The following is a 24,435-nucleotide window of genomic DNA, read 5'->3' on the forward strand; positions in this document are numbered from 1 at the left end:
ATACTCCTCAGATAAATTATTTGCTTAATCCTGAATTAGCCCATAGCTGCTATTTCCTCTGCAACTTGCTTATTTCTTTTGATAACTTCTTCATCGTTAAAAACTGGCTTGACGTCCCACTCAACACCAAATTTTGCTCTCCAAATAGCAAAATGTTCAGCAACTTTTAAATGGTTCTCAGCTTTGCAGATAACAAAGACTTCCCCTGTCTGAGGAGCATGAACTCTACTGATTAATTCAAAGCCATCGAAGTTATCTTTTGGTGCTCCATTGGCAATATATTGCTCGAATAATTGATAACCCTCTGATTGAGCAAGCGTGTCAGGAATTAAACCATGGACGTGGTAGTAAGCCATCAAATTGAGAAAACTGAAATTAAAGGATTACATACTCCTTCCAATTTCGATGTATCAAATGGAATCAACGTGTGGGACTAAACATCTTGTCAGCTCTATTTAATAAAAAGGGCTGACCTAAGTCAGCCCTCTTTTTCCGATAACGATCGGCTGTTAAGGATTCAATTCTTGATCAAGAAACTTTCGCTGCAACCTCATTACGAGCTTGATTTTGTCTTTCTTCAAAAACTGAAGGTTTGTAAGAAGTAAATACTCCCTTCTTAAATGTTGTAAGTTGAGCAGCGTGAAGCCGTTCTACCTTTTTGATGCGCTTTTTCGTTAGAACTAGGTTGTTCATGGCTTTTTTAAATTACTGGAAATCCCGTTCCTACTTCCATTTGATGCACCCCACAAAGATGGAGCGAACGTATATTTAATCTAACAAGTTAATGAGAACAACTGAAATGATCTTCAAGTATGGTTTCTTAGATAGTCATCAGTAAAACTCCCTTTTAACGCCCGATCTGGTTAGCCCTACCTCAACCGAACAACGGTAGTAGAAAGATGATTTTTATCTTATAAACATCGGCGATCGGAATTTTAATCCTTGTTTAGCCGAAAAACCTTCACCCTTAACCGCCATGACTTCAATCAATAATTCTTCAGCAGCTAAATTCCTAGCTCTTTTTTGTATCCCTGCGCTAATCCTTGCATCAGGGTCCATTGTTGTTGCTACTTCTGTAATCGTTTAATCAGCATAATGCCTAAAAATTTTTCACCTGATTTTTACGAATCCATTCTTGAAGCTTCAGACAAGGGAGAACTTTGGGGAATAGAAAATAGTGATTTAACCCCGCTAGAAATTCAGTTGCTTCTTTCTCATGACTTCAACTGATAAACCAGCATTTGACAAAGCAGCATTCGAAAAGAAGGCTTTTAAGTTTGTTCCATATCTCATTTTGGGAAAAATTATTTTTGCCGCTTGGTTTGTTTCCTGCTTGGTGAAACTCTAATTTTTAAGCCATTGACCACTCCTAGCATTAGTAGGACTCGCTCCATAAATTCCGGCAATTTTTAATTCCAGTCGTAATTTCTATATCTGTCATTTCTTGTTTTTCCAGCCAAACATCTCAGCCATTTTCCCAGTCAAAGCAAAATATCCAATCGCTCTAAGAAACAAGCTAAAAGCAATAAGGTTCGGAACGATTCCACCAATAATTTGAGCTTCTCCAAAAGTCAGAAACGTAATCACAACAAAAACCCTTGCCCAGTTATCAGCGAAACTCATTTATCCATCATGGCAAAGGACTGAGCAATATGAAGGTCTCCTTGTATTTTTAAATCCTGTTTAGACCTTTCTAGTCTTTTGATTGGATGAATTCCTATTTGTAGGATGAAACCTAAGCTGATCTCTAAAACCCTCATCCCCCCAATAATAATCTTCGTAAAATGAAAAAGCTGACATAGCGACTCCAGCTGTAAGGAGCGCCCCCACGATCAAAACAATGTAAAGAAGGGAATGAGAAGGAACCCAATTACCAGTTCCAGAAATAAGCGCGAAAGGCATAGTTGGGAGAAAGATTAGATTTCGACATAACTAGATTCGCTAAAGACATTGATTTTTACTACCTGAAAGAAATACCCAATTAATAAAAAAACTTAAAAATTTTAAATAAGTTTTTACTTTTGTTGTGACTAATCTTTTTAGAGAACAAGAATTATTCCCCTTCTAATAAGGAGTGATTTTCCAAAAACTCGTCTAATCAACTCTAACCAAATAGAAACCAAAGACACTTAGATCTCACCGCATATGTACTGTTTATTTCAGAATCAATTAATCCATTAAAGAACCACTTGACAACACCTCCTTATCGTTGCTAGTACAGGTGTACTGCTACAGACATATGGCTCCAACGTCCTCACCCTATGCCGTTTTTCGTGCATCAGATTGGAATTCAGTGGTAGCAGAACCTATTGGATTAAGGCAATGTCTCCGTATCGCACCCAAAAAGTTCTACCCCAGAAGCGTTACATCCCAGCAGAGGAGTGGGACTATCTCGAAGAAGACAGTCTTAAACACACACGTTCAGCTAGCGTTTGCATGACATGTCAACATTTCAATTATTGCTGCGACAGGCATTGCAGAACCATTCTTGCCTGTCATCTACATCAACGTCTTATTCCTCATGGAGAACACCTGACTTCAAAGTGTCAGTGTTGGATGCAGCGACTCGAGAATAAGATTGGATGGTGTCCCGAGGCGGCATAGACCTCTGACATGTAAGAGCTTTTAAGTACCTGTGAGGGCTTTTAAGATTATTTATGAGTAATAACGATCAGCCATCTCTTTGAGCATTTTTCTGATGTGCTCATCTTTGGCATTGGTTTCTTCTTTTAATTTCTCGCATGCACCTTTAACCTGCATCCAAACTGCTTCCATTACTTCCCGTTCTTCTTTAGTCGGTTTCCACGTAGATGATTTCATACAAGAGATAATAAAGGAAATTGAATTCTTAAAACTCAATGAAATGCAGACCTGAAATATTAGATGAGATTATGTTCTACATATTTGAGAGAGCCAGGTGCGAAGAAGACCCTGACAAGTACCTTGAGCATGTTATCGACTACTGCAAGAAGGATTATCAACAGGCTTATAAGAAGCTGAATGGATTTGAACTAACTATGGATGAGGTCAAACAAAAGTATGAAAACGAAAGAAAAAATAATTAATCATCTCGAACTTTCTTCAACCAATAGGGAATAAAAGTCTTTTCCTTTTTTGCTGAATCATATAAATAATCAGACGTACTCTCTAATAAATCTGCAAGGGTTATTCGAACACTTGGAAAAGTAAGACTACAAAGAATAGCAATCAAAAAGATTATCTTCATTATATGAGTCCCTATGTACTTGGTTGTTTCATTACCAAAATCGCCGTTTACCAGTCCAGCTATATAGTAACCAAACTATAAACCCAACCATAAAAACAGGCATAAAGCTATCAATGAAAATATAGGCTGAATAAACGATTACGGGAAATAAGATGACACGCTTAATATTGAGACGTCTGCCTCTTGATGTTCTTCTCCATAGTCTTAAAAGAGTCATATATGCTATTCCTTTTTAGGAAATAATTTATCGATTTTAGCTTGTTGAATTTTTAGTTTTTCTCTTTCTGTTTTAGCAGCTCCATAAGTACTCCTAACGCTGTAAGTTATAAAAATTGCGTTAATAGCTCCAACTAAAATAATTCCAACAATAATTGTATTAATTCCCTCAGGTGAACTCAAATATTCCAAAAGAGCGTCTTGATTAAACATCTAGTGGACAATCAATCTTTCTAGTACTAGAGCTAAAAAAACTCCTTTAAAAAAGACAAGCCAAAGTAATCCATAATCAGTCAGACCAAGCTTCTTTTGATACCAAGCAATTAGCTGCTTATGCCTATCTATAAGTTTCATTCTTCTACCTCAATAATTTCATAATAGGGACGGTCCCCATAATCAGCATCAGAACAACAAACATCGGAATATATTTCTTCTAATAGATCGTATGCCTCGTCATAGCTGCTAAATGATTGGTCAGTAATATCATCAGATTCTTTATCATGCCTAACGATTTTATAAATCATGACGAGATTGATTAGCTTGCTATAAGAGTCCCGAATAAACCTGCAAAAGCAGAAAGGATAAAGATCGCAACAATTCCTATTGCAATAACTTTAGACATGTGTCTTATCGAATTTGAAAGTGGTTACCTAGTTTAATCACCAAATCGATAATACTTGCGTACCGCTTTATGAACATCCCATCTACAGTCCATTCCTGCGGGGAAGAGAACTAAATCACCAGTACCAAATTTACAGGATCTCCTCCCACAGGCGTGACCGTTACTTCACCCTCAAGCAATAAACAAGTCTCTTTTTTGTTCAGTAAATTCTGTCCGCATCGAAAGCGGACAAAATGCGTACAAACGTAATCTCATTAAGCTAAAAAAGAGGGAATATATGATTAGTCAAATGTTTTTGAAGAGTTTTCGAGTAATCCATTTAATTCTAATAGTTCTTCTTTGGTGAATTCGCGATATTTTCCTGTTGGTACGTCTAACTTAATATTCATAATTCTTACACGCTTTAATGATTGTACTCTGTAGCCTAATGACTCACACATTCTCCTGATCTGACGGTTAAGTCCTTGAGTCAGTATAATTTTAAATTTTTTTGCCCCCAATTGTTTTACGAAACAATCCTTAGTTATTGTTTCTAATATTTCAACTCCATTACTCATACTTTGAATAAAGTCTCTATTAATCGGACGATTAACGCTTACGATGTATTCTTTTTCATGATTATTTCTTGCTCTGAGTATTTTATTTACGATATCTCCATCGTTAGTTAAAAAAATCAATCCCTCACTGGGCTTATCCAATCTTCCAATAGGAAAAATTCTTGTAGGATATTTAATGAAATCTATAATGTTGTCCTGTTCTACTCTTCTATCGGTTGTGCAAACAATCCCAACAGGCTTATTAAAGGCTAAGTATATTTTTTGTTTCGTAGATTTTTCTATTCTTTGACCGTCAACTTTTACTTGATCACCTTCCTTAACCTTGGCACCCATTTCTGGAATTTTACCATTAATGGCTACTTTCCCTTCTTCAATTAGTCTATCTGCGACTCTTCTAGAGCAGTAACCAACTTCACTTAAATATTTATTTATTCTGGTAGCCATTTTGTCAAAGTTACCTTTTATTTATTTTAAATATGCGGACAAATTGCGGTCAAATAAAGCAATATTAAGAAAAAAATAACTATAGCTTAAAAAACTATTGAAATCTTTTACATGTGTAGTTTTTGATTACTTCTCTTAAGTTTCCAAGAATTATATAAGGATCTTCTATTTTTCTCTTCTCTAAGAATTAAACTATCTGCTGCAATCATGGGATTATCATTTGGTTTGAAAGGGGCTTTTATAGAAATACCTAGGCCTTTAGCTTCAATATGAATACCACCTTCCATGTGAACTATTTGAAAAGTCCAGTTTTTTTTCCAATACAGTTTGAAAGGATTGCTTATATGAACATCACTACTTTTAAAGAACATGACTTATTGAATATGTAATTAATAGCTAGCAAAAACAACTAAACGTAAATGGATTAACCGCTACTTTTTTGTCATTGGACCTGGAAAAAGATCTTCTTTGTTTACTGCGTATGTCCTCTCATTTGTTGGAGGTGCTAGGGATCGATTAGCCCCGACTCTTTTCTAAGTCGCAAATGTAGATACTGGCGAGATTAAATTTGTACATGGTGAAGAGGTTAAAGAGATAGTTTGCACCTACTAGGCAGAAGTATAGAAAAGACTTGAGTCTCCTACTGAAGGGCAAATAAGTAACTTCTTTCCAATGGTTGAAAACCATGAGAAAAAATTCGCAAAAAGAAATTGAGCGGGAATTAACATAACCAACAAGAAACCCCTCTAGAAATTCCAATAACTAAAGGGGTTATTAATCGACTCGTACTATATAAAGTCAATTATGTCTTGATGAGGTTTGGCCTCAATTACATATATAGGCGAAAATCAACCCAAAGAACAAGCAAAGTTTGGAAAGCCCTACCCGAACCGAACATCAGGACTAGATAAGTTCTTTTTAAATTAGTACCAAGTTGATGCCGTATTACGGAAACATCATCAAGCCAGATCGGGGGACGGTCGTCGAAATCCTGTCCTCTCTTCGCTAATCCAATAAAAGTTCATTAGGTCTGCACTTTTTATTGAGAACCCGAGGGGTGGAATGTTCAGTTTTTCCCTTCAAAAAACTTCCTCACACAGTTTTAGTTAACCCCCCATCGTGGGGGTTTTCTTTTGCCTAGTCCTCAAGCCATTGACTTTCTCCTAATTGTTGTAGGACTAACGCCGTAATATCACCGATCTTTTTCTAATTCAGACCGTATTTTCTATAGCTGTTAATTCTGATTTTTATTGATATCTAACTCCCTGATAAAAAGCAATAGAGGATTCATGAGCTTGACACAAAGCTATTCGAAAAAGAATGTAATAGATGTCATTTCTTTGAAAAATGCTTTAATGCCGAGAGAGAACCAACGATTTCTACGCCTTCGACTCGTTAATTTATGCGCCGCCTTTTATTTGTTGCCCTGACTGCTGGGCTTTTGTCACCTACCGCCGCGATTGCAGACACCTATGATGCACTCTGCAATAACAATGATTGTCAAATAACTATTAATGAAACTGGTTTGGCTGGTCCTCAAGGCTTCATAGCAAAAGAAAAAATTACTCAATGGTATAGAGGTGGAGATGAATACAACCTTGCTTCAGGTGCTACTGGAGGTGCTGCTGGAGGTACGGTTGGATTAGCTGTTGGTACTGCAGCTTGTATGACTGGAGTATTTTGTCCAGTGGCATTGGCCGTTGGTGTGTTTGGAGGAGGGAAAACAGGTGCAAGATTAGGTAATGGGAAAAATGTCTTTTTTACAGTGATGGGACAACAAGATGATGGTTTAAATTACGTTCAGAGTTTTAGATTTTTAAATAAGAGAACAGCAAAAAAACTTCAAATAGAATTAATTAAATTAACTGGTTTGCAAATGGGACAAGTTAAATCTTCTGGATAACTATCTGTATGAGAATGAAACGTCTACTACTTGTACCGTTAATATTTGGAATTGCTGTACCTGTTAATGCTGGAATCTATTACTACCCCTCTTATCAGGATGGAATAGAAGTTCGTTGCAAAGATGGTAAGCCTAAGCACCTTGTAGAAATCTCTAAGTCTGGTAGAGGACTGAAATTAGATGGACATGGAGAAGATCAATATTCCTGGCCAATAACTTATTTATTTCCAGAAGCCCTAGATGAAAAATATAAATACTTCCCTTCTACTGCTGGTACTCAATGCAGTTATCGAGAACTCGATCTAGAAGAGAAGAACTCACTAATTCTCAAAGCCTTTAAGACCTGTATTAGCAGCGAAGGTGATACGGAAACTAAGTTAAAGATAAGAAAAAAATATTGTTTTGGCTGGAATTAGAGGCAACGCTGTCTACTTGCACCTTTACTAAAGAAAAAACATAAGGCTTAAGGAATCCGCCCATGAGCCTGAAGCTCATCCGTAAATCCAAATGCTAGTGGACTGGTAAGACGGTCAGGGAAAAGCACACCATCCAAGTGATCGTTTTCATGCTGAACGACTCGGGCATGGAAATCTTGCAACTCTTCTGTATGGGAAGCCCCTTCTCGGTCTTGCCATTTTAGCTGAATACGTTGCCACCGCTCCACCTCACCGCGCAACCCAGGCACGCTTAGGCAACCCTCCCAACCAGAGATCAATTCCTTTCCAATTGATTTGAGAACAGGATTGATCAATACAAGTTCAGGTAAAGGAGGAGCCTCGGGGTATCGAGGGTTGTGGTCCATACCAACAACAAGAACCCTCCAAGGTTCATCGATCTGCGGTGCAGCTAGCCCTGCTCCAGAACAAGCCAATTTAGTATCGAACAGATCGTCTATTAGTTCCTGTAGACGTCGACTGCCAAACCAGTCATCAGGGACTTCTACCGCGCGTCTACGCAATGCCGGATGACCAATTCGTAGAACATTCCGAATCCCCATATACCAATCATGCCGTCAGCAATAGCTTACCTCGATCAAGCACATGTGTATGAGATTATTTTTGAAAAATACTTTTGTCAGTAGAGCCTAAAAGGATGTCCTCCCGTCTAGAAAATCCAGAAGATATATGCGATGCTCTGTTGACTTGTAATTATTTTGGATGGCTCAGGAGACTACAGTATTTACTTTCAAGATTTCTGTTCCGTTTGCAGATTGGGCTAAGGGATTTGATAGCCCGGAGGTTGTTGCAATGCACGAGGCTAACTCAATAAAACCTTTATACAGAGGTGTTAGTAAAGATGATCCTGAATTAGTTGTAGTGATCCATCAAGCAGAAGAGGGTATTGCAAAAGCTTTTTTTGAAGCAAGTAGAGAAGCTGTTGAAGCTACAGGTCATATATATGATTCAACCGTTATTACGAGTTACTTAGCAGGTTAAGAGAAATGGAAAAACTATTTATTGTATGTACTTTTGACTGCTCCTTTGAGTACTACGAAGAAACTATTGAAAAGTTTGTCAAAGAATATGGAGATGGAGTTGTTATTGACTACGAGCTAAACAAAATCAACAATCATAAATCACACTCTTTCTATAACGTCACAAGCTTAGAAGCTTTTGCAAAAATACTCGATAATCCCTTCGCTAGAGAATGGGACAAAGCTAACAACTGCAAAGATATTGTTTATAAGCTTGAAGGACCTGTGTAGATTCTTGTTATTAGATAACCTAAAAATAAATTCTATTTTTTTAAATGCTTTATGAGAGTTTCTAATTCTTTGATCCTCTCTTCAGCGGCTTTTATTTTTTCTTGTCTTGTCATGATTTAACCCCTCATCATATAAATAAGAAATATAGAAAAGATTGATAATTTCGCAGCTATGCCGTAGGCAATCACTTTCCCGAATCTTTTATTATTTCTAGTAGTGTTTGTTGAAGTCATTTGATTTTATATAGTAGTCATGTAAGCAAGAAAGCCAACAGGAACGAAGAGTAAGGCAGCAATGGTAAAGCGAACAAATTTGCCTGTACCTGAATCTCTTGAATAATCAGTGAAATGCTTTGTGTTGTTCCACTCGGACCAATTCTTTGGGCTGTTATCAGATGATGTCATTGTTAGTTAAGCAAATACGGTAGTACCAACTTCATAAGCACCAGCTAATAAAAGAAGTGCAGGAAGATTCCAGAGAACGATTAGTTTTGCAGCAGTGGCTTTGTTGATTGCAAGCATGACTAAAAGTTTGGACTGGGTGATTAAAAGATGAATGAAATATAAAAGAAGTTCTCATTAGGAGTAGGACGGTAGAAGTAGGGCTAACCAGTTCGGGCTATTTATACTTATGAGGGTTATCAATAGATCTAATCATTGGATCAATATCTCTCTAATGAGTTGATGTATTTAGTGTTTGAGATTAAGAGCTCTTAAGTATTAGAAGAAGCCGTACCCGACCGTATCTTTCATTTAGAAAATTCATACTTTACATTCATTCACATCAACGCAATTCCAGTAATGACAAGTTCATCTTCTTCTCAGGTAATCACTGAGTACGGCAAGCAAAACATCTTTGGCCGTGAAACACAGCCTCAGCTTGTAGAGGACTACACCAGCTATCCAGAGGAAGCAGAAAAGACCAATGGCCGTTGGGCAATGATCGGCATGATCAGCCTTTTGGTTTCATACTTCACAACAGGTCAAATCATTCCTGGAATTTTCTAAGCCAATAACTACTAATAAGTAACTACTAAAAACAATGCAACCATCTAACAAAACAATTCTAGAGAGAAGCATCGGCAGACCAGCCATGATGGCATTCGTTCTACTAACAGGTATCTACCTAACGACCGGTCAACTTATCCCAGGTGTCGTTTAATGAAAAACCAAACTACAGAAACTCCAAGAGTAGAAGAAGGTAAAGTTATTGCTGAAAGACTCAATGGCTACGCAGCATTTGTTGGATGCTGGGCACTAATCGGTGCATACCTAACAACCGGTCAAATCATTCCAGGTGTTGTGTAATGAACAAGGAAACTAACTACTGGAAAACAGCCGAGCAAATGAACGGCCGTCTTGCGATGATGGGCTTCTTTGCAGCTGTAATTAATTACGGAATAACAGGCTGGATCATTCCAGGAATTGTTTAGACCTAACTTTTGAATCTAATAAAAAAGCCTCTTCTCTGTCATTACGGAAGGGGCTTTTTTTGTGCTTTGGGAGCACTAGGTCGCAGGTTCGAATCCTGTCGCCCCGATTCTAAAAACATACTATTTGCAATGGGTTTGGCTATTATCTAGCTGAGCCCATTTTTGTTGGCCCGATTGAGCCAACAAAGCGCCAACAAACGCTTAAATCCATTGCTATGGCAAAAGTGCCTGGAGCACTGGGTCTAGGGCGAATTTAGAACTATGGCCAGAGCCTCTAAAGCTGAACTTGAATTACGTATTGGTGAAGCTGCATCCATGCTTGTTCAAGGAAATGGTGCATCAGTGGTTACGTCCCATGTGGCCGAAACTTATCGATTAAGCCGAAGGCAATCACGAAGAATTACTGCTGCAGCCTACAAATTATTGGAAGAGGACTTAAATGAGATGGACTTAAGTCGACCTCAATTGACTTCTCAATTAGTGGCGAATCTTCAAAGCGCTATTCAAAAAAGTCTTGTTTTGGGTAAGCCATCAGCTGTCGCTAGTAATGCAAGAGCTTTGATTGAGTTGTGTGGATTAGGTTCTGATCGCAAGCAAAAGCAAAGATAATGATTTAAAAAGAAATTAATCGAATGCTAAAGAGGATTATTTGGGAAAACCTGGAAATCACTTACTGCGAAATCTAATACTTCCCATTTACTAGACTCGGAAGCCATCTCTAATGCTTGATCAGGTGTTTCAGCAATTACAACAGTTTGGAATCCATGAGAGTCTTTAGATCTATTGCTGACAAAAGCATTGGGGATGCGAACTACCCAAGCTCTTTGAGTGTATTTATTTGGTTTTGATGAAGGATAAACCTTCTTCGCTTGTTTTTTGATAGAACTCATGAATTTTCCTAGAGGGGTAGACAGCCACAGCATTTCATCAAGTTGATCTATCTCGAGTTGTCTCTGTACCTTCTCGTTTTTGTTTGTTTTACTCATGACTTTGTTCTCGTGGTGAATACACTTTTGAATCCTGAAACAACTCGACCAAAAGGATTGGATAGCCTGAGAGATCGATTTAGTTCTTTGATTTGTTCTTGCCTTTTCATTTCTAAGGTTTGTTCACCTCTTTCAACCAAGATCATTTGAACCATTAAATGAAGTTCTTGATGAACCGAGTTCTCAAAGTTGTCTCTCCAGTAGAGATCTAAGTTATGGAGTCTTTCAGTTGAAAGAGCTTTTGTTCTGTCGTACCAGTCCATATGGTCTTCTGGTTCTAAACACATAGTTTTTCTCGGGTTGAAGGTGAATGGGGTTTTGTTGAAAGCTCTGCATCTGTCCAAATTTTTAATAACTCTTCGATGAATCCCATGAAACAGCCAAACCAGAAAAGTGGTAGCTGTACAAACAAAATCGATAAGCTATTAAATCTTCCAATATCAATAAGCCAGTGGCTAAGAAATAGAAAAATTAAACAACCAAAGATATTGAGAGAAATGTCTTTTGGGTTGCCTAGATAATTTGAATTAGGAATTAGTAAATTTCTAAAGCCGTTAATAAGTCCAAAACTGAATGTTTGTGTTGCTCCATATCCCCATACTGAAAATGGAACCCAAGCTCCGTGCTCTGGAATTGCTAGGACTCCCTGAATGAGAATGAAGATCCAGGCTGCATAAAAAACATAACGAATGATTGTTTTTCTTTTTGTATGTCTTGTATTCCATGCCTTAATCTTTCTATTTTTTTGTAATAGAAGCCATTCCAAATCTGGATCACTGCAATACCCAGGACCTACACAAGCCTTCCTACCATCTTGATGTTGATAGATTTGTTGATACGTAGCTTTCCCTTCCGTGTCAGTGCCATCAATCAACATTACGATGCGCCAGTTACCTGTTTCCATGAACGACATTTATTAAATCTGTTTAATTGACTTCGAATGTGACTCCCATCACAGCAGTGATGTCTTTTTTGATTGTGCTTGTGTCGTAAGACCCCCAGCTACTTACTCTTGTTGAGTTCGGTACTGTGATTTGAAATACGCCTGTATTAACCTTCCTTACACTGCCAAGTTCTGAACCCGTTTGATAGACAATAGCTTCAGCTCTTGTATGTGCATCCTTTGTCGCTTTTGCAAGCATATCCACTCGTTTAGTCGCGAGTTTTGTGTATGTGAACTCTGGTCGACTTGGCCTTACAAGAACTCCTTTACCTAGCAGATCACTCATCTGTCTATATGTTTGATCAATATTAAAAACATCATTACTTTCAATTTCGATCCATTGTGTAGTGACCCATTTCTTAGAAATTATTTCACCTGTTTTAGGGTTTTTGTTTATTACTTTTGAGGTTGAGGCAGGTAATAGAGCAACTGATTGGTAGTCATTGTTCTTAACGTCATAACGATCAAGGAAAGTCATTGTTTTTTCGATAGATACTTTGTGTTTTTTATATGAATCAATCTGAGAATTTCCTGTCGTTTCAACCTTGATGTCCCATTTTGCAAAATCACTTTCTATTCGTTCTGTACTTGCTCCAGTAACTGTGATGCTGTTTGCTGCAGGTTTTAGACCATCTACCAAAATCTTTGATGCACTTGTAAATCCAATAAGTCCACCAATTGATAAAACAGTTGTGGCAAAAACTAGAGGAGGAGTGCGTCGAATAATTTCAAGCGCATTAAAAGGTAAAGCTCTTATGAGAGATAGAACTTTCATTGGATTCAATTGTGAGGAGTTGTATCTAGCGAAAAATCAATTCAATTCGAATAGATGAATCTCTGGCTTTCTGTGATTGACCAAGGAACTGGTATTTCGCTTCCCATCGAAACATTCTTGAGAGTATTCCGATTTGTGAGTTGGTTCCTGATGATGCAATATCTTGATTGGACTCGCAAGAGTTTGAATGTACTAATTTATTTGAAGGTTCAGACTTCTTATTTCTCAACGTTATAGTCTGAAAAGACTTTCAATAAGTCCTTCAACAACCTTACAGAAGAAATCTAAATCAAGAGTGTCAATAGTATCTGTTGGCTCGTGATAATGAGGATTTCTCAAGAATGACGTATCAGTAATCATCATTGCGTTGTATCCTTCGTCCCAAAAAGGGCTGTGATCACTTAGTCGCACATCAGGTAAAACATCCCCTTTTAAAGGAACAGGTAGAACTTTTGTTGGGAGATATTTCCCCATGCTTGATGACAAGCCAGGAAGCATGGCAGCACAACCTGTATTGGCTACTAATGCAATGAAATTTCCTTTTTCTCCATAGATCTTCTTCATGGCGGGGAGAGGATAATCCTGCTTTTCAGATGTGAAGGCAAGCATCTCAAGACTGACCATGAGTTTGAGCTTTTGCCCTTTTGCTTTTAACTCTTTTGATAGGGCTTTACTGCCAAGTAATCCCCATTCTTCTTGATCAAAAGCAACCATCCATGTTGGTCTCCTTGGAGGGTACTCAGTTAAATATCTTATTAGCTCAAGCAATGCAGCAACACCACTCGCATTGTCATCCGCTCCAGGTGATTGAATAGGACCGTCATAGTGAGCACCTATAAGGATTGGATCTAGGTTTGGTTTCTTACCTGGAAATTTAAGTATGTAATTAACTCCTTCTTCAGAACCTTCTTTGAAAAGGTGTTCTTCGACTTGCCCTAAAGAAGATAGGCGTTCTTTGACATAACTACGTACTGCCATTAATCCCAATGGGTCCCATTTTGAATGACGAAGAATTGCGATTTCCTTTAGGTCTTCTATTAATTGTTGCTTATTCATTCTTTTAGAATTTATTTGTCTGATCTTTATAGGGAACATATTTCCCTGTCCAATTTAGAGCTAATGTTTCCAGAGCTTTTTTTAATTCAACTACAAGTTGATCTTTGATAATCTTATGTTTGCTTAGTTTAACGAAAATATCTAACACTCCTTGAGCTGTAAGGTTATGATGAATGTTTAATAGATTGTCGAAACTCATTTGGCTCAAATCCTTTGCAATTAAATAGTCTTCTTTAATAAGTAGTCCTACTCGCGAAATACCAAGATCTATAAGTTTTCTCTGACTTTTAATTTCAGGAAGCACAATATTTATATTGCTTTTTAGAAGTTCTCTACCTGGTGGCTTAGACCAGAGTTCACTCCATTCGCTATCTAGTTCTTTTTGAAGAATATCCCAATCTTCTCTAGTCTTTATAGGATATTTCTTTTGCCATTCAGCTTTGCTTAGATCATCTGGGTTCTTAAATATGTCTACAAGATCCCACTCTTCTTCATTAAGTTCGTATCCTTGTATTTTTTCGTTAGATTCACTCATTTTGTTTGAGTCTTATTTGGTGGGCTTAAGTGAATTTATTTCCTTTTCAAGTAAATCAAGTTCTCCTTTGGGATCTCTAAACCAATCTGTTGACCAAATTCGATAGACCTTCCAACCAAGACCTTCTAAAACTTCTTGACGAAGTCGATCTCTCGAACGCGCACTATAAGAAGAGTGATAAGCAGCACCATCACATTCAATCGCTAAAAGATATTTACTGGGATCTTCAGGATCTTTAATTGCCATATCTATTCGATACGCTCCTACTCCTACCTGAAGATCTAATTGATAACCACGCTCTTTTAAAGAATTAAAAACAGCTTCTTCAAATGGACTTTCTATATCACCACTCGTTTTTACGCCTGTATCTGTAATTCTCCCTGTTTGTGCATAAGCTAAATAATCTTTTAGTGCCTGTACTCCTCGACTTGATTTTGGTGTGACGACTATGTCCGCAGGCTTTAGGGATGAGACAAGAATGACCCGATGTTTAGCTCGAGTAAACAAGACATTTAATCGTCTCCACCCAGCATCTTTATTTATTGGTCCAAAGTTTTGCATAACTCTTCCTTCTGCATTTGGTCCATAAACAGTCGAGATGATTACGACGTCTCTTTCATCACCTTGTACGTTCTCTAGATTCTTCACAACTAGTTCATCGAGGGTTCCTTTATGCCTTGCTGTAAATGCATCTAAATCAGGATCTTTTGAAAGTTCTTTTTCTAATGCAAGTTTTAACTCTGACGTTTGAGCTTCGTTCATCGTTGCAATAAGGATTGATTTGTCTGGAGCTTCTTTGATTTGTTTTTTTAGTGCAGTGATTGTTTCTTCTACTTCAGGAAGATTCACTCCACCTCTATAGTTAGGCGCTTCAACAGGATGAAACTTAACTTCTGAACCAACGGAGTTCGATGCAAAAATGGTTAAAGCATCGTCGTAGAAGTAATGATTTGAGAATGCAATTAATGATTGATGCCTAGATCGATAATGCCAACCAAGAGAGCATCCATTATTACTAATGACCTTATCTGCTAATTCAAGAATCGATTCATTATCTTCAATCTCGATGTCTTCATCTTCTGCTTGACTATCTTGTTTTTGAAAGAAATTTGTTGGTGGTAATTGCTTTCTATCTCCGACAATGATTAACTGCTTACATCTTGCGATAAGAGAAAAAGCTTTTTCAGGTTTCATTTGAGAAGCTTCATCGATTATTAAAACGTCAAAAATATCCGATTGTTTTGGTAGAAGCTCAGCAGCAGAGGCAGGAGACATCATCCAACAAGGTTTTAGGTTTGAAATGCTCTCAAATGCTTGGCTTAGTAGAAGTCTCATTGGTATATGACGCTTTTGTTTCTTCACCTCGTGTTGGATTAATGGACCTTCTGTAAAGTCTTTTGGACTTCCATATGAATTTCCGTCTAACAAACAACTACTTGTAGAGCTACACAAGGAGTGATAAAGATATTCGCTTGTAGATGAAATAAACTCTTTATCTATCTCGCAAAATAATTCACGTGAGGAACTTAGAGCAGTTCCTGAAAAACTACTAATTTTATCTTCTAGTCCTATCTCTAATGACTGGCCATTCAATGAGGCGTATTTGAATAATTTAGAAGCTTCAATGTTGTACGTATTAGATAATTTAATAATTTCAGGCAAACCATTTTCAATACCTGCTTTGTTTAGGCTCTTTTTATCTCTTAGTATTTGAAGAACATCTGGCTGATGTTCCTTTAATTTATCCAGAAGAGATAGCTTATTCTTTATTGTTTTGGGCTCTATTTCTTTTTCAGACAATAGGCATTCATTATCTTGAAGAAATAAACTTAAAGGCTTTTTATTTATCAAGTCTGTGAAATGTTTTTGATTGCTCTTGATTCCCTTGATTTGACTAATTAAATCCAATGTCGATATAGGTCCAGAGGACTCAAGAGAACTTTTGATCTTTGGTTCCCAGTTTGATATGTCCATCGAACTGATATGTCTAATTAACTCATCTATTTGTTTTGAAGTCATTGAATATTCCAAACCTGAAGCATCAAAGATAGCAATGTCTTCTAAAGTTTTTGATAATGAATTTGCTGAGTCTCGATACCCTTCTATATCCTGTAATAAATCATCTAACCCCGTCCAGCTAAGCTTATTTATTTCTCGTGCAATTGACTCGTCTAGAAGGCTTACCTTTGTCTTGATATTCGCTGAAAGCTTACTTACTAACGGTTGAGATTCTTCTAGGGTCTTTTCCATTATTTTCTCTATAGAACTCTTTTGAAGTTCTTTTGAGATCGAGGTCTCTTGTGAGTTGAAAATATCAGAGCAAATATTCAATAATGACTCACTACCATCTTGTGTAAGTGGTATCTCTTGAGATTTGCTTTTATATGAAACTAAGGAATGCAAAAGTTCTTCTGTTGGCTCAATCTTTTCGGCAAGGTCTTTGATTTGATCTAGGCCGAACCCTGGTGCTTTTATATTCTTCTCTTCATTTTGGATTCGATTTGAGTAATCCTTGGCGAATAAATAAACTCTTGCTAAAGAAGATAGTTTTGGTCTTTTAAAGCCTTTTAATGAGCACTGTTTCCAAAGGTTTTTGGCTGCTCGGACATCTTTATCAAAGAGGCAACCAAGAAATCCTGCTGATTTAATTGCTTGCTCAGCGCCTTCGAAACGATCAGCTCCAATAGCACAAACTTTTAAAGGGTCTAATCCCTTCTCCCGGATTTTTATTGCGAGGTAAGTTGTCTTTTGTATTTCCTTTATAGCAATAAAACATTGTTGTATATCATCAGCATGACTAGTCCTTGTTAGAAGTGTATGAATTGCCTCGAGCGAATTGTTGCCAATACTTTCTACTGTCTCTAATGCATTAATTAACAAAGAGATAGTGCATTTTGTGGGCAATGATTTATCTTTTCGCGAAAATTTTCTATTTAAATCTCTAAGTAAATTTGTAGATACTTGTAGTGCTTCGATGCATTCTTCAACTGATTGAATGTGTTCATAGTCGGTTGAGTATGCCTCAAGAATCTTTTCAAGACATTCTTTGACTGAGTTGAATTTATCTTGATTATTCAAGAATCCATCAGTCCATGGCTCTAAACCGTCTTGAGAAGCTTCTCTTTCAATCACTTTCTCCAGTATTTTGCTTAATTCATCAAGACGTTGATTATTGAGAGGTTGATTTCCAGAAATTGAATAGGTTTGAGTTAGTTCTTTGATTTGCTTTTCTTTTGTATTTAAGTCATCAGAAGTTAATTGCTCTAATTGCTTCCAGCTAAAAGTGGATTCATCTATTTCCTTGACTAGATCAATTAGGACGGGCAATGAATCTGTAGCTTTCGAAATAAGTGCTGATAGGTTTGTTTCGGTATCAGGTATACCATCTGTTGAAATTATTTCGACGAGACCAAGTGTTTCTAATTCTTTAATTTTGCTCGATAAGTTATTTAGTGTTTTTGATAGAAGGTCAATACTTGCTTTAGATACTTGGTCTACTTTTATAGAAGCTGCTTTCTCAAAAGCTTCTTTTTCTTCTTTGGATGAAACATCTAAATCAAAGTTGATTTGGCTCCAAATTAAATCATGAATAGTAACCTCACCTTTATCTGAATCCCTAGGGTTATTTAAAACGTCTGAGTGCTCATTTAATCCTTTCCTAAGCTCCTTTAGCTTTTGATAGCTTTCTTGATGTTTTTTCTTTGAAAATCTTGGTGACTCGAGACTTAACCGCTCTTTTAGGTTGTCGATAACTTTAGCTTTAGCTGTTCCTGTGCTGTGAACCTCAAGACAAAACTGGTCTATACCTTTGTCAGCTAAACGATTGTGAACAACTTCTAGTGCTGCAAGCTTATCTGCTGCGAATAATACCCTTTTACCTTTACCAAGAAGAGATGCAATTATGTTAGTAATTGTTTGACTTTTCCCTGTTCCTGGAGGACCTTGAACTACTAAACTTTTATCTTCTAGAGACTTTTTAATTACTGCATATTGGGTACTGTCTGCATCAGCTATTAATCTTGGTACTTCGTCAATGCCATTTGATACTTCTTCTTTGTCCTGATATAGCTCTAAGCTACCCATTGATTCAAGAGCCCCACAGGGTGTTCCTTGAACAAAGCTTTTTAGAACTTCTTTCTCTTCAAGAGGGTTACCATCCCAATTATCAAAATCTAGATCGTTGTATATAGAGATATTAGAGAAGGAGAAAAGCCCTACAGTTGACCAGCTTTTTAAACTCCACTCGGAACGATTAACTTTGCTATTCCGTTTCTTTAATAGGGTAATGATTGATTGAAATAGCTTCTTGATTTTTGGAGCACCTTCTTCATCTAATTCAAGGTCTGGAAGAGATAGACCTTCAACCTCTTTTAATTTTCGCCATAAAGTTGTATTGATCTTTAGGTCTTCGCCTGTGCTCTCTAGAAAATATTTGTATCCTGTCGCTGATCTTGATCGTGTTATTTCAACTGGGAATAGAAGTAATGGAGATAGTCTCTCTTCCTCTTTCGTAATACCTTTGCTTTCAAACCAGCTTAGAAAACCTATTGCAATTTGAAGAACATTAATACCTCTCTCTTGATTGCTAAGACGATTATCGTTTCGCAGTTTTTCACAGCTTGGTTTGAAAATATCAAGCTCTTCTAAAACTTGTATTTTGTTGTCTTTTTGTTCTTTTGATAGTGTTTCAACTTCAGAAATAAGTTTTAGGTCAACCTCATATTCTTTGTCTTTTGGCTTGGCTATTAGTTCAAAGTTTTTTTCTGACTCAAGTCTTTCAATAATAAATTCAGGAATCTCATCAACAATTCTCAGATAGCTTTGTCTTTTTGATCTCGGATTAGCACCAGCATGCTTGTAGTTAAGAAGCTTGTTTCTGCTTGTTAGATCAAGCAGTCTCTTGCGTTGTTCTTCTAGTTTTGCTTTTAACTGCCTGCTCACTTGATAATCCTAAGGTGATAGCACATCTAGTTAAATTAGCTCCTCATAGTTTTTTAAGCTCTTTTTCGTATCTTTTGATCAAAAAAGAGGGCTTTTGATGGATATTTGTATGATCTTTTGAAAAAAATACAGTTCAAATCCTTTTATATTCCTAGGATTAAGAATTACTTATCAGTTTGATATTTCTGAATGTACGAAGAGGCTTTTAAAAATATTGATGATGTCCTTTGGAAAGATGCTGGTTGTAGTAGTGAACTTGATTACATAGAACAAACTAGTTGGATCCTTTTCCTTAAATATCTTGATGACTATGAAATAGATAAAGAAACTGCAGCTCTTTTAAATGGTGAAACTTACGAAAGAATCATTGATAATGAATTTCGTTGGGAGCAATGGGCACATCCCAAGACCAATGATGGAAAGCTGAATTACGACATTGCACTCACTGGAGATGATTTGCTTGATTTTGTGAATCAAGAGCTATTTCCTCACTTAGCAGGCTTCAAGCAAAGTGCAGAGAATCCACGCAGTATTAATTACAAGATTGGTGAGATTTTCTCTGAACTCCGCAATAAATTGCAAAGCGGTTATTCCCTCAGAGATGTCATTAACAAAGTCAATGATCTGAAATTCCTTAGTAATGAGGAAAAACTCGAGCTGAGTAGCCTCTATGAGGACAAGATAAAGAATATGGGCAATGCTGGTCGAAATGGAGGTGAGTACTACACTCCTAGACCTCTTATTAAAAGCATCGTCAAAGTTATCAATCCTCAAATTGGAGAAACTGTTTATGACGGAGCAGTAGGGAGTGCGGGCTTCTTATGTGAGGCGTTCGATTGGATGCGTTACAGCAAGGAATTAAATGCAGCTGAATATCAACAACTTCAAAACAGTACTTTTTTTGGCAAAGAGAAAAAGAGTCTTGCTTATGTCATAGGGATCATGAATATGATTCTTCATGGAGTAGAAGCACCTCATATTGTTCACACAAATACTCTTGCTGAGAATCTTGCTGATGTTCAACAAAAAGACAGAGTTGACGTAATACTTGCTAATCCTCCATTTGGTGGAAAAGAACGCTCAGAGATACAGCAAAATTTTCCTATCAAGACTTCTGAAACTGCTTATTTGTTTCTGCAGCATTTCATCAAGATGTTGAAGTCTGGTGGAAGATGTGGAGTCGTTATTAAAAATACGTTTTTAAGCAATGTCGATAATGCAAGCGTTGCACTGCGTAAGCAGCTTCTTGAGGAATGCAATCTTTTTGCTGTTTTGGACTTGCCTCAAGGATCGTTTATAGGAACAGGAGTTAAGACAGTTGTCCTGTTTTTCGAGAAAGGCAAACAAACTGAAAAGATTTGGTACTACCAGCTTGATGTTGGTAGAAGTATGGGTAAAACAAACTCGTTGAATGAACGTGATTTGGCTGATTTTGTTGAAACGGCTAAGACAAAACAATTAAGCGATAATAGTTGGTTAGTCGATATTGGATCGGTTAATACTGAGACTTGGGATCTAACAGTCAACAATCCAAATACTGTTGAAGAGATCGATAATCGTACACCTCAAGAAATTATCGCTGAGATTGAACAACTTGATGTGCAAGCAGCGCAAGCTCTTCAAAAAATAAAGGAGTTGTTGTGATGGCTACTACGTTGGGTGATATTTGTAAGGTTGATTGGGGCAACACCGCTATTACAAAAAAATCTTATGTTGAAGATGGGAAATTTCTTGCTGTATCAGCTACCGGCGGTGATGGAAAACTTAACCACTATGAACACGAAGCAGATGTTTGTGTTTTGTCAGCGATAGGTGCTCAGTGCGGAAAAATGTTTTTTCCTCAACAGCGTTTCACCGCTATCAAAAATACAATTACTCTTACTCCTAAAGCAGATAAGGTTTTCAGTAAATTTTTGTATTACCTTTTTACTGCAATTGAGTTACCCAAACGTGGGACTGCTCAACCATTTATTTCAAAAGGTGATATTCAGAATTTCAATGTTCCTTTCTTACCCCCACTCGCAGAACAACAGAGCATCGTAGCCAAGCTTGATGCTGCTTTTGCTGAGATTGATAATTTAATTAAGACAGTTATTGATCAAAAGGTTGCCATTCAAGATACATATAATTCAAAGATCAGCTCAATTTTATCGAAATTGTTAACTGATAGAAGTACTGAGAAATTACAACAACTATGCGACAAAATTACTGTTGGATACGTTGGTAAAATGTCGAATCAATATGTCGATAATGGAGTGCCATTCCTTCGTTCGCAAAGCATACGTCCATATGAGATTTCCGAAAAAGGATTGCTGTTTATATCCGAAAAGTTCAATAAACAAATTTCTAAGTCTCAACTTAGGAAAAATGATGTTTGTGTTGTGCGAACAGGTTATCCTGGCACAGCTGCTCAAGTTACCGAACAATGGGAAGGAGCAAATTGCAGTGATTTAGTGATTTTTACTCCTGGAAAAAATCTTTCTTCTGAATTTTTAGTTCTTTTCTTTAATTCACAATTTGGAAAAAAAATGGTACTAGGTAAAGTAGTAGGTGCAGCTCAAAAGCATTTCAATGTAACTACGGCAAAGCAGGTTGACTTCCCTTGTGTTGAGATTGATGAGCAGAATTTTTTAGTAAAAAGAACAAATGCTTTACGTGAAAATATTGCGATTTTCGAAAGCATATTTATAAAAAAACAAAATGCATTAATTCAGTTGAAATCAGCAATCCTTTCCAAGGAACTCCAATGTGAGGTTGCATGAACGAAGCAGATACCCGAGCTGAACTTATTGATCCACAGCTTTTAGCAGCTGGATGGAAAACTGATACTGCAACGGGTGTTCGTGTACGTCGGGAATATCAAATCAATGATGGAGAAATAAGAGCAGGTGGTATACGTACGGGGCAGTTAAAAGCTGACTATGTTCTTGAGTACAAAAACATCAAACTTGCTGTTGTAGAAGCTAAAAGTAATGAGTTAGAAGTTAGCGAAGGAGTTGCACAAGCAAAGCTATATGCACAAAAACTTAGAATTAAAAATAGCTATGCAGCGAACGGTAAAGAAATCTATGAGATTAATCACGACTCAAAAACTGAAGGAATAGTTGCTTCATTCCCTTCTCCAGAAGAGTTGTGGCAACGAACTTTTAAAGAAACTAACGAGTGGAGTGATCGTTTCAATGCTGTTCCTTTTGAAGATAAGAACGGAACAATGCAAGCTCGCTATTATCAAGAACTTGCTGTTAATCATGTTGTTCATGCGATTGCTGATAATAAGGATCGCCTCCTGCTAACCCTTGCTACTGGAACAGGTAAAACATTTATTGCTTTTCAAATTGCATGGAAGTTATTCAAGAGTAGATGGACTCTTCAAAGAGATGCAAAACGTCAACCTCGTATTCTTTTTCTTGCTGATCGAAATATTCTTGCCAATCAAGCATTCCTAGATTTCTCTGCTTTTGAAGAAGATGCTCTGGTTCGTATCAACCCAAAAGATATTGCAAAAACAGGAGAAGTTCCAAAGAACGGAAGCATTTTCTTCACTATTTTTCAGACCTTCATGAGCGGAGAAAAGAGTGAGCCATATTTTGGACAATACGAAAAAGACTTTTTTGATTTGGTCATTATTGATGAGTGTCATAGAGGTGGAGCAAACGACGAAAGTAACTGGCGTGAAATTCTAAAGCACTTTTCTAGTGCAGTACATTTGGGGTTAACGGCAACACCTAAAAGGACAACTAATACTGATACTTATAAATATTTTGGTGATCCAGTTTTTATTTACAGCCTTAAAGAAGGCATCAAAGATGGCTTTTTAACTCCATTCAAAGTAAAGAGGATTCAAACGACAATTGATGAATATCAATACACCAGTGATGACGAAATAATTGAAGGAGAGGTAGCAGAAGGACGTGTTTATAAAGAACAAGATTTTAATCGCCTAATCGAAATTAAAGATAGAGAAAGAAAGCGCGTTCAAGAATTGCTTGCTGCTATTGATCATGACGAGAAGACATTGGTTTTCTGTGCTACACAGCGACATGCCGCAATGATAAGAGAGTTCATTAATCAAGAGGTCGATGATAAACCTGTTGATTATTGTGTTCGTGTCACTGCTAAAGATGCAGCTATTGGAGAAATGTATCTAAAGCAATTTCAAGATAATGAAAAATTAATTCCAACCATTCTCACTACAAGTAGGAAACTAAGTACTGGAGTTAATGCGCGAAACGTCAGGAATGTTGTTCTTCTTCGTCCAGTTAACAATATGATTGAGTTTAAGCAGATCATCGGTAGAGGTACAAGACTTTTTGAAGGGAAATACTATTTCACAATTATTGATTTTGTTAATGCATATCAAATGTTTAATGACAATGGTTGGGATGGACCTCCTACAGAACCTCCCATAACCATCGGCGGTGGAGTAACTACTCCGCCAACGCCACCACGACCACGTCCACCTGGCCCCACTCCAGTCGAAAAAGTTCGTATTAAGTTGAGTGATGGCAAGGTTCGAGAAATACAAAGTATGACTAGTACTTATTTCTGTGTAGATGGAAAACCAATTAGTGCAGAAGAATTTCTTAAACGTCTCTTTGACAAGATCAAATTACCTCAGCTGTTGGGAAGTGAAGCCGAATTACGCAGAGTTTGGGCTAATCCAATGACAAGAAAGGATCTTCTTGAAAAGCTTGAAAGAGAAGGCTGCCCTGTTGATGATTTAAGGAAGCTACAAGAGTTAATCAATGCAAAGAATAGTGATTTGTTTGATGTCCTTGAATACATCGCTTACGCTAAAAAACCTGTCACTAGGGAATTAAGAGTCGAAACTAATCGATCAAATATTTTGAACTTGTTGAATCAAAATCAAAGAGAGTTTGTGGAATATGTCTTGCGAAATTATGTTGAAGTAGGTGTCGATGAATTGGATATAAGCAAATTAAGTACGGTTTTAACAGCAAAATATGGAAGTATTAATGCTGCTCAAGAACAGCTAGGAAGTGTTCAGGATATTCAGAAAATGTTTATAGATTTTCAGCAATATCTCTATAAGGAGATTGCTGCGTAGTGTTATTAATAAAGGGGGGGGGTATA

General features: G+C 37.2%; 37 protein-coding genes and 1 pseudogene. 15 read left to right on the forward strand and 23 right to left on the reverse strand.

The window, feature by feature from the left end; all coding sequences use genetic code 11:
- Window positions 1–35: 35 nt before the first annotated feature.
- The 3 genes from SIB75_RS04365 to SIB75_RS04375 form a co-directional block, all read right to left on the reverse strand.
- Window positions 36–356 (reverse strand): DUF3303 domain-containing protein, encoded by a 321-nt coding sequence (locus SIB75_RS04365; RefSeq protein ID WP_413684312.1) that lies wholly within the window; start codon window positions 354–356, stop codon window positions 36–38.
- Window positions 357–528: 172 nt separating this feature from the next.
- Window positions 529–693, reverse strand: a complete 165-nt coding sequence (locus SIB75_RS04370; RefSeq protein ID WP_413684314.1) for a hypothetical protein — start codon at window positions 691–693, stop codon at window positions 529–531.
- 213 nt (window positions 694–906) lie between these two features.
- Complete coding sequence (locus SIB75_RS04375) at window positions 907–1,059, reverse strand: hypothetical protein (protein ID WP_413684316.1); 153 nt, start codon at window positions 1,057–1,059, stop codon at window positions 907–909.
- A gap of 36 nt (window positions 1,060–1,095) precedes the next feature.
- Between SIB75_RS04375 and SIB75_RS04380 the strand changes: the two genes are divergently transcribed.
- Window positions 1,096–1,230, forward strand: coding sequence for a hypothetical protein (locus SIB75_RS04380; protein ID WP_413684318.1), 135 nt, complete (start codon window positions 1,096–1,098; stop codon window positions 1,228–1,230).
- A gap of 207 nt (window positions 1,231–1,437) precedes the next feature.
- Here SIB75_RS04380 and SIB75_RS04385 read toward each other — a convergent pair whose 3' ends face one another.
- The gene (locus SIB75_RS04385; protein ID WP_413684320.1) at window positions 1,438–1,623 is read right to left on the reverse strand and encodes a hypothetical protein; all 186 of its coding nucleotides are present in this window, start codon (window positions 1,621–1,623) and stop codon (window positions 1,438–1,440) included.
- Window positions 1,624–1,683: 60 nt separating this feature from the next.
- Window positions 1,684–1,902 carry a hypothetical protein gene (locus SIB75_RS04390; protein WP_413684322.1) on the reverse strand — a complete coding sequence of 73 codons (219 nt, stop codon included), beginning with the start codon at window positions 1,900–1,902 and terminating at the stop codon, window positions 1,684–1,686.
- A 420-nt stretch (window positions 1,903–2,322) separates the two neighbouring features.
- Between SIB75_RS04390 and SIB75_RS04395 the strand changes: the two genes are divergently transcribed.
- A complete protein-coding gene (locus tag SIB75_RS04395; RefSeq protein WP_413684324.1) occupies window positions 2,323–2,604 on the forward strand; it encodes a galactose oxidase in 282 nt (93 codons plus the stop codon).
- 51 nt (window positions 2,605–2,655) lie between these two features.
- Here SIB75_RS04395 and SIB75_RS04400 read toward each other — a convergent pair whose 3' ends face one another.
- Entirely contained in the window at window positions 2,656–2,820 is a 165-nt protein-coding gene (locus SIB75_RS04400) for a hypothetical protein (protein WP_413684326.1), read from the reverse strand.
- Window positions 2,821–2,858: 38 nt separating this feature from the next.
- On the opposite strand from SIB75_RS04400, the gene SIB75_RS04405 reads away from it, so the two are divergent.
- Window positions 2,859–3,065 (forward strand): hypothetical protein, encoded by a 207-nt coding sequence (locus SIB75_RS04405; protein ID WP_413684328.1) that lies wholly within the window; start codon window positions 2,859–2,861, stop codon window positions 3,063–3,065.
- Here the strand turns inward: SIB75_RS04405 and SIB75_RS04410 are convergent.
- The 7 genes and pseudogenes from SIB75_RS04410 to SIB75_RS04440 form a co-directional block, all read right to left on the reverse strand.
- Window positions 3,062–3,226: a hypothetical protein gene (locus SIB75_RS04410; RefSeq protein WP_413684330.1), complete on the reverse strand. Its 165-nt coding sequence runs from the start codon at window positions 3,224–3,226 to the stop codon at window positions 3,062–3,064. The genes SIB75_RS04405 and SIB75_RS04410 overlap by 4 nt on opposite strands.
- A 222-nt stretch (window positions 3,227–3,448) precedes the next feature.
- On the reverse strand, window positions 3,449–3,655 hold the full coding sequence (locus tag SIB75_RS04415; protein WP_413390926.1) for a hypothetical protein: 207 nt from the start codon (window positions 3,653–3,655) through the stop codon (window positions 3,449–3,451).
- Window positions 3,656–3,796, reverse strand: coding sequence for a hypothetical protein (locus SIB75_RS04420; RefSeq protein WP_413684332.1), 141 nt, complete (start codon window positions 3,794–3,796; stop codon window positions 3,656–3,658).
- Window positions 3,793–3,966, reverse strand: coding sequence for a hypothetical protein (locus tag SIB75_RS04425; protein WP_413390928.1), 174 nt, complete (start codon window positions 3,964–3,966; stop codon window positions 3,793–3,795). Before SIB75_RS04425 ends, SIB75_RS04420 begins: the two co-directional genes overlap by 4 nt.
- Before the next feature lie 131 nt (window positions 3,967–4,097).
- A pseudogene (locus tag SIB75_RS04430) lies at window positions 4,098–4,261 on the reverse strand (cupin domain-containing protein); the annotation flags it as partial.
- Window positions 4,262–4,345: 84 nt separating this feature from the next.
- Window positions 4,346–5,065, reverse strand: coding sequence for a 23S rRNA pseudouridine(2604) synthase RluF (rluF, locus tag SIB75_RS04435; protein WP_413684335.1), 720 nt, complete (start codon window positions 5,063–5,065; stop codon window positions 4,346–4,348).
- Between the two features lie 107 nt (window positions 5,066–5,172).
- Window positions 5,173–5,436, reverse strand: coding sequence for a copper-binding protein (locus SIB75_RS04440; protein ID WP_413684337.1), 264 nt, complete (start codon window positions 5,434–5,436; stop codon window positions 5,173–5,175).
- Between the two features lie 1,031 nt (window positions 5,437–6,467).
- Here SIB75_RS04440 and SIB75_RS04445 point away from each other — a divergent pair.
- Both SIB75_RS04445 and SIB75_RS04450 read left to right on the forward strand, forming a co-directional pair.
- On the forward strand, window positions 6,468–6,968 hold the full coding sequence (locus SIB75_RS04445) for a hypothetical protein (protein ID WP_413684339.1): 501 nt from the start codon (window positions 6,468–6,470) through the stop codon (window positions 6,966–6,968).
- Window positions 6,969–6,982: 14 nt separating this feature from the next.
- Window positions 6,983–7,384, forward strand: a complete 402-nt coding sequence (locus tag SIB75_RS04450; protein ID WP_413684341.1) for a hypothetical protein — start codon at window positions 6,983–6,985, stop codon at window positions 7,382–7,384.
- A gap of 47 nt (window positions 7,385–7,431) precedes the next feature.
- On the opposite strand, the gene def is transcribed toward SIB75_RS04450, so the two are convergent.
- The gene (def, locus tag SIB75_RS04455; RefSeq protein WP_413684342.1) at window positions 7,432–7,965 is read right to left on the reverse strand and encodes a peptide deformylase; all 534 of its coding nucleotides are present in this window, start codon (window positions 7,963–7,965) and stop codon (window positions 7,432–7,434) included.
- A gap of 160 nt (window positions 7,966–8,125) precedes the next feature.
- Here def and SIB75_RS04460 point away from each other — a divergent pair, with 160 nt between their 5' ends.
- Together SIB75_RS04460 and SIB75_RS04465 are read left to right on the forward strand one after the other, a co-directional pair.
- Window positions 8,126–8,404, forward strand: a complete 279-nt coding sequence (locus SIB75_RS04460) for a DUF3764 family protein (RefSeq protein WP_413684344.1) — start codon at window positions 8,126–8,128, stop codon at window positions 8,402–8,404.
- Between the two features lie 5 nt (window positions 8,405–8,409).
- The gene (locus tag SIB75_RS04465) at window positions 8,410–8,673 is read left to right on the forward strand and encodes a hypothetical protein (RefSeq protein ID WP_413684345.1); all 264 of its coding nucleotides are present in this window, start codon (window positions 8,410–8,412) and stop codon (window positions 8,671–8,673) included.
- A 239-nt stretch (window positions 8,674–8,912) separates the two neighbouring features.
- Here the strand turns inward: SIB75_RS04465 and SIB75_RS04470 are convergent, their stop codons facing one another.
- A complete protein-coding gene (locus tag SIB75_RS04470) occupies window positions 8,913–9,077 on the reverse strand; it encodes a hypothetical protein (RefSeq protein ID WP_156095753.1) in 165 nt (54 codons plus the stop codon).
- A 396-nt stretch (window positions 9,078–9,473) separates the two neighbouring features.
- Between SIB75_RS04470 and SIB75_RS04475 the strand changes: the two genes are divergently transcribed.
- The 5 genes from SIB75_RS04475 to SIB75_RS04495 all read left to right on the forward strand — a co-directional run bounded on the left by SIB75_RS04475 (window position 9,474) and on the right by SIB75_RS04495 (window position 10,714).
- Window positions 9,474–9,680: a high light inducible protein gene (locus SIB75_RS04475; RefSeq protein WP_413390745.1), complete on the forward strand. Its 207-nt coding sequence runs from the start codon at window positions 9,474–9,476 to the stop codon at window positions 9,678–9,680.
- A gap of 34 nt (window positions 9,681–9,714) precedes the next feature.
- A complete protein-coding gene (locus SIB75_RS04480; RefSeq protein ID WP_011294968.1) occupies window positions 9,715–9,834 on the forward strand; it encodes a high light inducible protein in 120 nt (39 codons plus the stop codon).
- A complete protein-coding gene (locus SIB75_RS04485) occupies window positions 9,834–9,980 on the forward strand; it encodes a high light inducible protein (RefSeq protein WP_011294648.1) in 147 nt (48 codons plus the stop codon). Before SIB75_RS04480 ends, SIB75_RS04485 begins: the two co-directional genes overlap by 1 nt.
- Window positions 9,980–10,105, forward strand: a complete 126-nt coding sequence (locus SIB75_RS04490; protein ID WP_011294605.1) for a chlorophyll a/b-binding protein — start codon at window positions 9,980–9,982, stop codon at window positions 10,103–10,105. The genes SIB75_RS04485 and SIB75_RS04490 overlap by 1 nt, the downstream gene beginning before the upstream one ends.
- Before the next feature lie 261 nt (window positions 10,106–10,366).
- Entirely contained in the window at window positions 10,367–10,714 is a 348-nt protein-coding gene (locus SIB75_RS04495) for a hypothetical protein (protein WP_413684348.1), read from the forward strand.
- A gap of 26 nt (window positions 10,715–10,740) precedes the next feature.
- Here SIB75_RS04495 and SIB75_RS04500 read toward each other — a convergent pair whose 3' ends face one another.
- The 8 genes from SIB75_RS04500 to SIB75_RS04535 are packed head-to-tail and all read right to left on the reverse strand — an operon-like array spanning window position 10,741 to window position 19,341.
- On the reverse strand, window positions 10,741–11,091 hold the full coding sequence (locus SIB75_RS04500; RefSeq protein ID WP_413684349.1) for a hypothetical protein: 351 nt from the start codon (window positions 11,089–11,091) through the stop codon (window positions 10,741–10,743).
- On the reverse strand, window positions 11,088–11,378 hold the full coding sequence (locus SIB75_RS04505) for a hypothetical protein (protein ID WP_413684350.1): 291 nt from the start codon (window positions 11,376–11,378) through the stop codon (window positions 11,088–11,090). The genes SIB75_RS04500 and SIB75_RS04505 overlap by 4 nt, the downstream gene beginning before the upstream one ends.
- Window positions 11,369–11,995, reverse strand: a complete 627-nt coding sequence (locus SIB75_RS04510) for a hypothetical protein (RefSeq protein ID WP_413684351.1) — start codon at window positions 11,993–11,995, stop codon at window positions 11,369–11,371. Before SIB75_RS04510 ends, SIB75_RS04505 begins: the two co-directional genes overlap by 10 nt.
- 22 nt (window positions 11,996–12,017) lie before the next feature.
- Window positions 12,018–12,809, reverse strand: coding sequence for an SIMPL domain-containing protein (locus tag SIB75_RS04515; protein ID WP_413684353.1), 792 nt, complete (start codon window positions 12,807–12,809; stop codon window positions 12,018–12,020).
- A gap of 25 nt (window positions 12,810–12,834) precedes the next feature.
- Window positions 12,835–13,038 (reverse strand): hypothetical protein, encoded by a 204-nt coding sequence (locus SIB75_RS04520; protein WP_413684354.1) that lies wholly within the window; start codon window positions 13,036–13,038, stop codon window positions 12,835–12,837.
- A 2-nt stretch (window positions 13,039–13,040) separates the two neighbouring features.
- The gene (locus SIB75_RS04525) at window positions 13,041–13,865 is read right to left on the reverse strand and encodes a M28 family peptidase (protein WP_413684356.1); all 825 of its coding nucleotides are present in this window, start codon (window positions 13,863–13,865) and stop codon (window positions 13,041–13,043) included.
- 4 nt (window positions 13,866–13,869) lie between these two features.
- Window positions 13,870–14,400, reverse strand: a complete 531-nt coding sequence (locus SIB75_RS04530; RefSeq protein WP_413684358.1) for a hypothetical protein — start codon at window positions 14,398–14,400, stop codon at window positions 13,870–13,872.
- Between the two features lie 12 nt (window positions 14,401–14,412).
- Window positions 14,413–19,341 carry a DUF4011 domain-containing protein gene (locus SIB75_RS04535; RefSeq protein WP_413684359.1) on the reverse strand — a complete coding sequence of 1,643 codons (4,929 nt, stop codon included), beginning with the start codon at window positions 19,339–19,341 and terminating at the stop codon, window positions 14,413–14,415.
- Window positions 19,342–19,530: 189 nt separating this feature from the next.
- Between SIB75_RS04535 and SIB75_RS04540 the strand changes: the two genes are divergently transcribed.
- From SIB75_RS04540 to hsdR, 3 genes are read left to right on the forward strand one after another with little or no spacing between them, the layout of a single operon-like run.
- Window positions 19,531–20,985, forward strand: coding sequence for an N-6 DNA methylase (locus SIB75_RS04540; RefSeq protein WP_413684361.1), 1,455 nt, complete (start codon window positions 19,531–19,533; stop codon window positions 20,983–20,985).
- Entirely contained in the window at window positions 20,985–22,103 is a 1,119-nt protein-coding gene (locus SIB75_RS04545; RefSeq protein ID WP_413684363.1) for a restriction endonuclease subunit S, read from the forward strand. The genes SIB75_RS04540 and SIB75_RS04545 overlap by 1 nt, the downstream gene beginning before the upstream one ends.
- On the forward strand, window positions 22,100–24,409 hold the full coding sequence (hsdR, locus tag SIB75_RS04550) for an EcoAI/FtnUII family type I restriction enzme subunit R (RefSeq protein WP_413684365.1): 2,310 nt from the start codon (window positions 22,100–22,102) through the stop codon (window positions 24,407–24,409). Before SIB75_RS04545 ends, hsdR begins: the two co-directional genes overlap by 4 nt.
- Window positions 24,410–24,435: the final 26 nt, after the last annotated feature.

The organism is Prochlorococcus sp. MIT 1011, assembly GCF_047305235.1.
Taxonomy (GTDB): Bacteria; Cyanobacteriota; Cyanobacteriia; order PCC-6307; family Cyanobiaceae; genus Prochlorococcus_B.

Bases quoted from the DNA above. Each gene is read 5' to 3' on its own strand.
- SIB75_RS04365 (WP_413684312.1), bottom strand. From the start codon at position 356: ATGGCTTACTACCACGTCCATGGTTTAATTCCTGACACGCTTGCTCAA.
- SIB75_RS04370 (WP_413684314.1), bottom strand. From the start codon at position 693: ATGAACAACCTAGTTCTAACGAAAAAGCGCATCAAAAAGGTAGAACGG.
- SIB75_RS04375 (WP_413684316.1), bottom strand. From the start codon at position 1,059: ATGGACCCTGATGCAAGGATTAGCGCAGGGATACAAAAAAGAGCTAGG.
- SIB75_RS04380 (WP_413684318.1), top strand. From the start codon at position 1,096: ATGCCTAAAAATTTTTCACCTGATTTTTACGAATCCATTCTTGAAGCT.
- SIB75_RS04385 (WP_413684320.1), bottom strand. From the start codon at position 1,623: ATGAGTTTCGCTGATAACTGGGCAAGGGTTTTTGTTGTGATTACGTTT.
- SIB75_RS04390 (WP_413684322.1), bottom strand. From the start codon at position 1,902: ATGCCTTTCGCGCTTATTTCTGGAACTGGTAATTGGGTTCCTTCTCAT.
- SIB75_RS04395 (WP_413684324.1), top strand. From the start codon at position 2,323: ATGTCTCCGTATCGCACCCAAAAAGTTCTACCCCAGAAGCGTTACATC.
- SIB75_RS04400 (WP_413684326.1), bottom strand. From the start codon at position 2,820: ATGAAATCATCTACGTGGAAACCGACTAAAGAAGAACGGGAAGTAATG.
- SIB75_RS04405 (WP_413684328.1), top strand. From the start codon at position 2,859: ATGAAATGCAGACCTGAAATATTAGATGAGATTATGTTCTACATATTT.
- SIB75_RS04410 (WP_413684330.1), bottom strand. From the start codon at position 3,226: ATGAAGATAATCTTTTTGATTGCTATTCTTTGTAGTCTTACTTTTCCA.
- SIB75_RS04415 (WP_413390926.1), bottom strand. From the start codon at position 3,655: ATGTTTAATCAAGACGCTCTTTTGGAATATTTGAGTTCACCTGAGGGA.
- SIB75_RS04420 (WP_413684332.1), bottom strand. From the start codon at position 3,796: ATGAAACTTATAGATAGGCATAAGCAGCTAATTGCTTGGTATCAAAAG.
- SIB75_RS04425 (WP_413390928.1), bottom strand. From the start codon at position 3,966: ATGATTTATAAAATCGTTAGGCATGATAAAGAATCTGATGATATTACT.
- rluF (WP_413684335.1), bottom strand. From the start codon at position 5,065: ATGGCTACCAGAATAAATAAATATTTAAGTGAAGTTGGTTACTGCTCT.
- SIB75_RS04440 (WP_413684337.1), bottom strand. From the start codon at position 5,436: ATGTTCTTTAAAAGTAGTGATGTTCATATAAGCAATCCTTTCAAACTG.
- SIB75_RS04445 (WP_413684339.1), top strand. From the start codon at position 6,468: ATGCGCCGCCTTTTATTTGTTGCCCTGACTGCTGGGCTTTTGTCACCT.
- SIB75_RS04450 (WP_413684341.1), top strand. From the start codon at position 6,983: ATGAAACGTCTACTACTTGTACCGTTAATATTTGGAATTGCTGTACCT.
- def (WP_413684342.1), bottom strand. From the start codon at position 7,965: ATGGGGATTCGGAATGTTCTACGAATTGGTCATCCGGCATTGCGTAGA.
- SIB75_RS04460 (WP_413684344.1), top strand. From the start codon at position 8,126: ATGGCTCAGGAGACTACAGTATTTACTTTCAAGATTTCTGTTCCGTTT.
- SIB75_RS04465 (WP_413684345.1), top strand. From the start codon at position 8,410: ATGGAAAAACTATTTATTGTATGTACTTTTGACTGCTCCTTTGAGTAC.
- SIB75_RS04470 (WP_156095753.1), bottom strand. From the start codon at position 9,077: ATGACATCATCTGATAACAGCCCAAAGAATTGGTCCGAGTGGAACAAC.
- SIB75_RS04475 (WP_413390745.1), top strand. From the start codon at position 9,474: ATGACAAGTTCATCTTCTTCTCAGGTAATCACTGAGTACGGCAAGCAA.
- SIB75_RS04480 (WP_011294968.1), top strand. From the start codon at position 9,715: ATGCAACCATCTAACAAAACAATTCTAGAGAGAAGCATCGGCAGACCA.
- SIB75_RS04485 (WP_011294648.1), top strand. From the start codon at position 9,834: ATGAAAAACCAAACTACAGAAACTCCAAGAGTAGAAGAAGGTAAAGTT.
- SIB75_RS04490 (WP_011294605.1), top strand. From the start codon at position 9,980: ATGAACAAGGAAACTAACTACTGGAAAACAGCCGAGCAAATGAACGGC.
- SIB75_RS04495 (WP_413684348.1), top strand. From the start codon at position 10,367: ATGGCCAGAGCCTCTAAAGCTGAACTTGAATTACGTATTGGTGAAGCT.
- SIB75_RS04500 (WP_413684349.1), bottom strand. From the start codon at position 11,091: ATGAGTAAAACAAACAAAAACGAGAAGGTACAGAGACAACTCGAGATA.
- SIB75_RS04505 (WP_413684350.1), bottom strand. From the start codon at position 11,378: ATGTGTTTAGAACCAGAAGACCATATGGACTGGTACGACAGAACAAAA.
- SIB75_RS04510 (WP_413684351.1), bottom strand. From the start codon at position 11,995: ATGGAAACAGGTAACTGGCGCATCGTAATGTTGATTGATGGCACTGAC.
- SIB75_RS04515 (WP_413684353.1), bottom strand. From the start codon at position 12,809: ATGAAAGTTCTATCTCTCATAAGAGCTTTACCTTTTAATGCGCTTGAA.
- SIB75_RS04525 (WP_413684356.1), bottom strand. From the start codon at position 13,865: ATGAATAAGCAACAATTAATAGAAGACCTAAAGGAAATCGCAATTCTT.
- SIB75_RS04530 (WP_413684358.1), bottom strand. From the start codon at position 14,400: ATGAGTGAATCTAACGAAAAAATACAAGGATACGAACTTAATGAAGAA.
- SIB75_RS04540 (WP_413684361.1), top strand. From the start codon at position 19,531: ATGTACGAAGAGGCTTTTAAAAATATTGATGATGTCCTTTGGAAAGAT.
- SIB75_RS04545 (WP_413684363.1), top strand. From the start codon at position 20,985: ATGGCTACTACGTTGGGTGATATTTGTAAGGTTGATTGGGGCAACACC.
- hsdR (WP_413684365.1), top strand. From the start codon at position 22,100: ATGAACGAAGCAGATACCCGAGCTGAACTTATTGATCCACAGCTTTTA.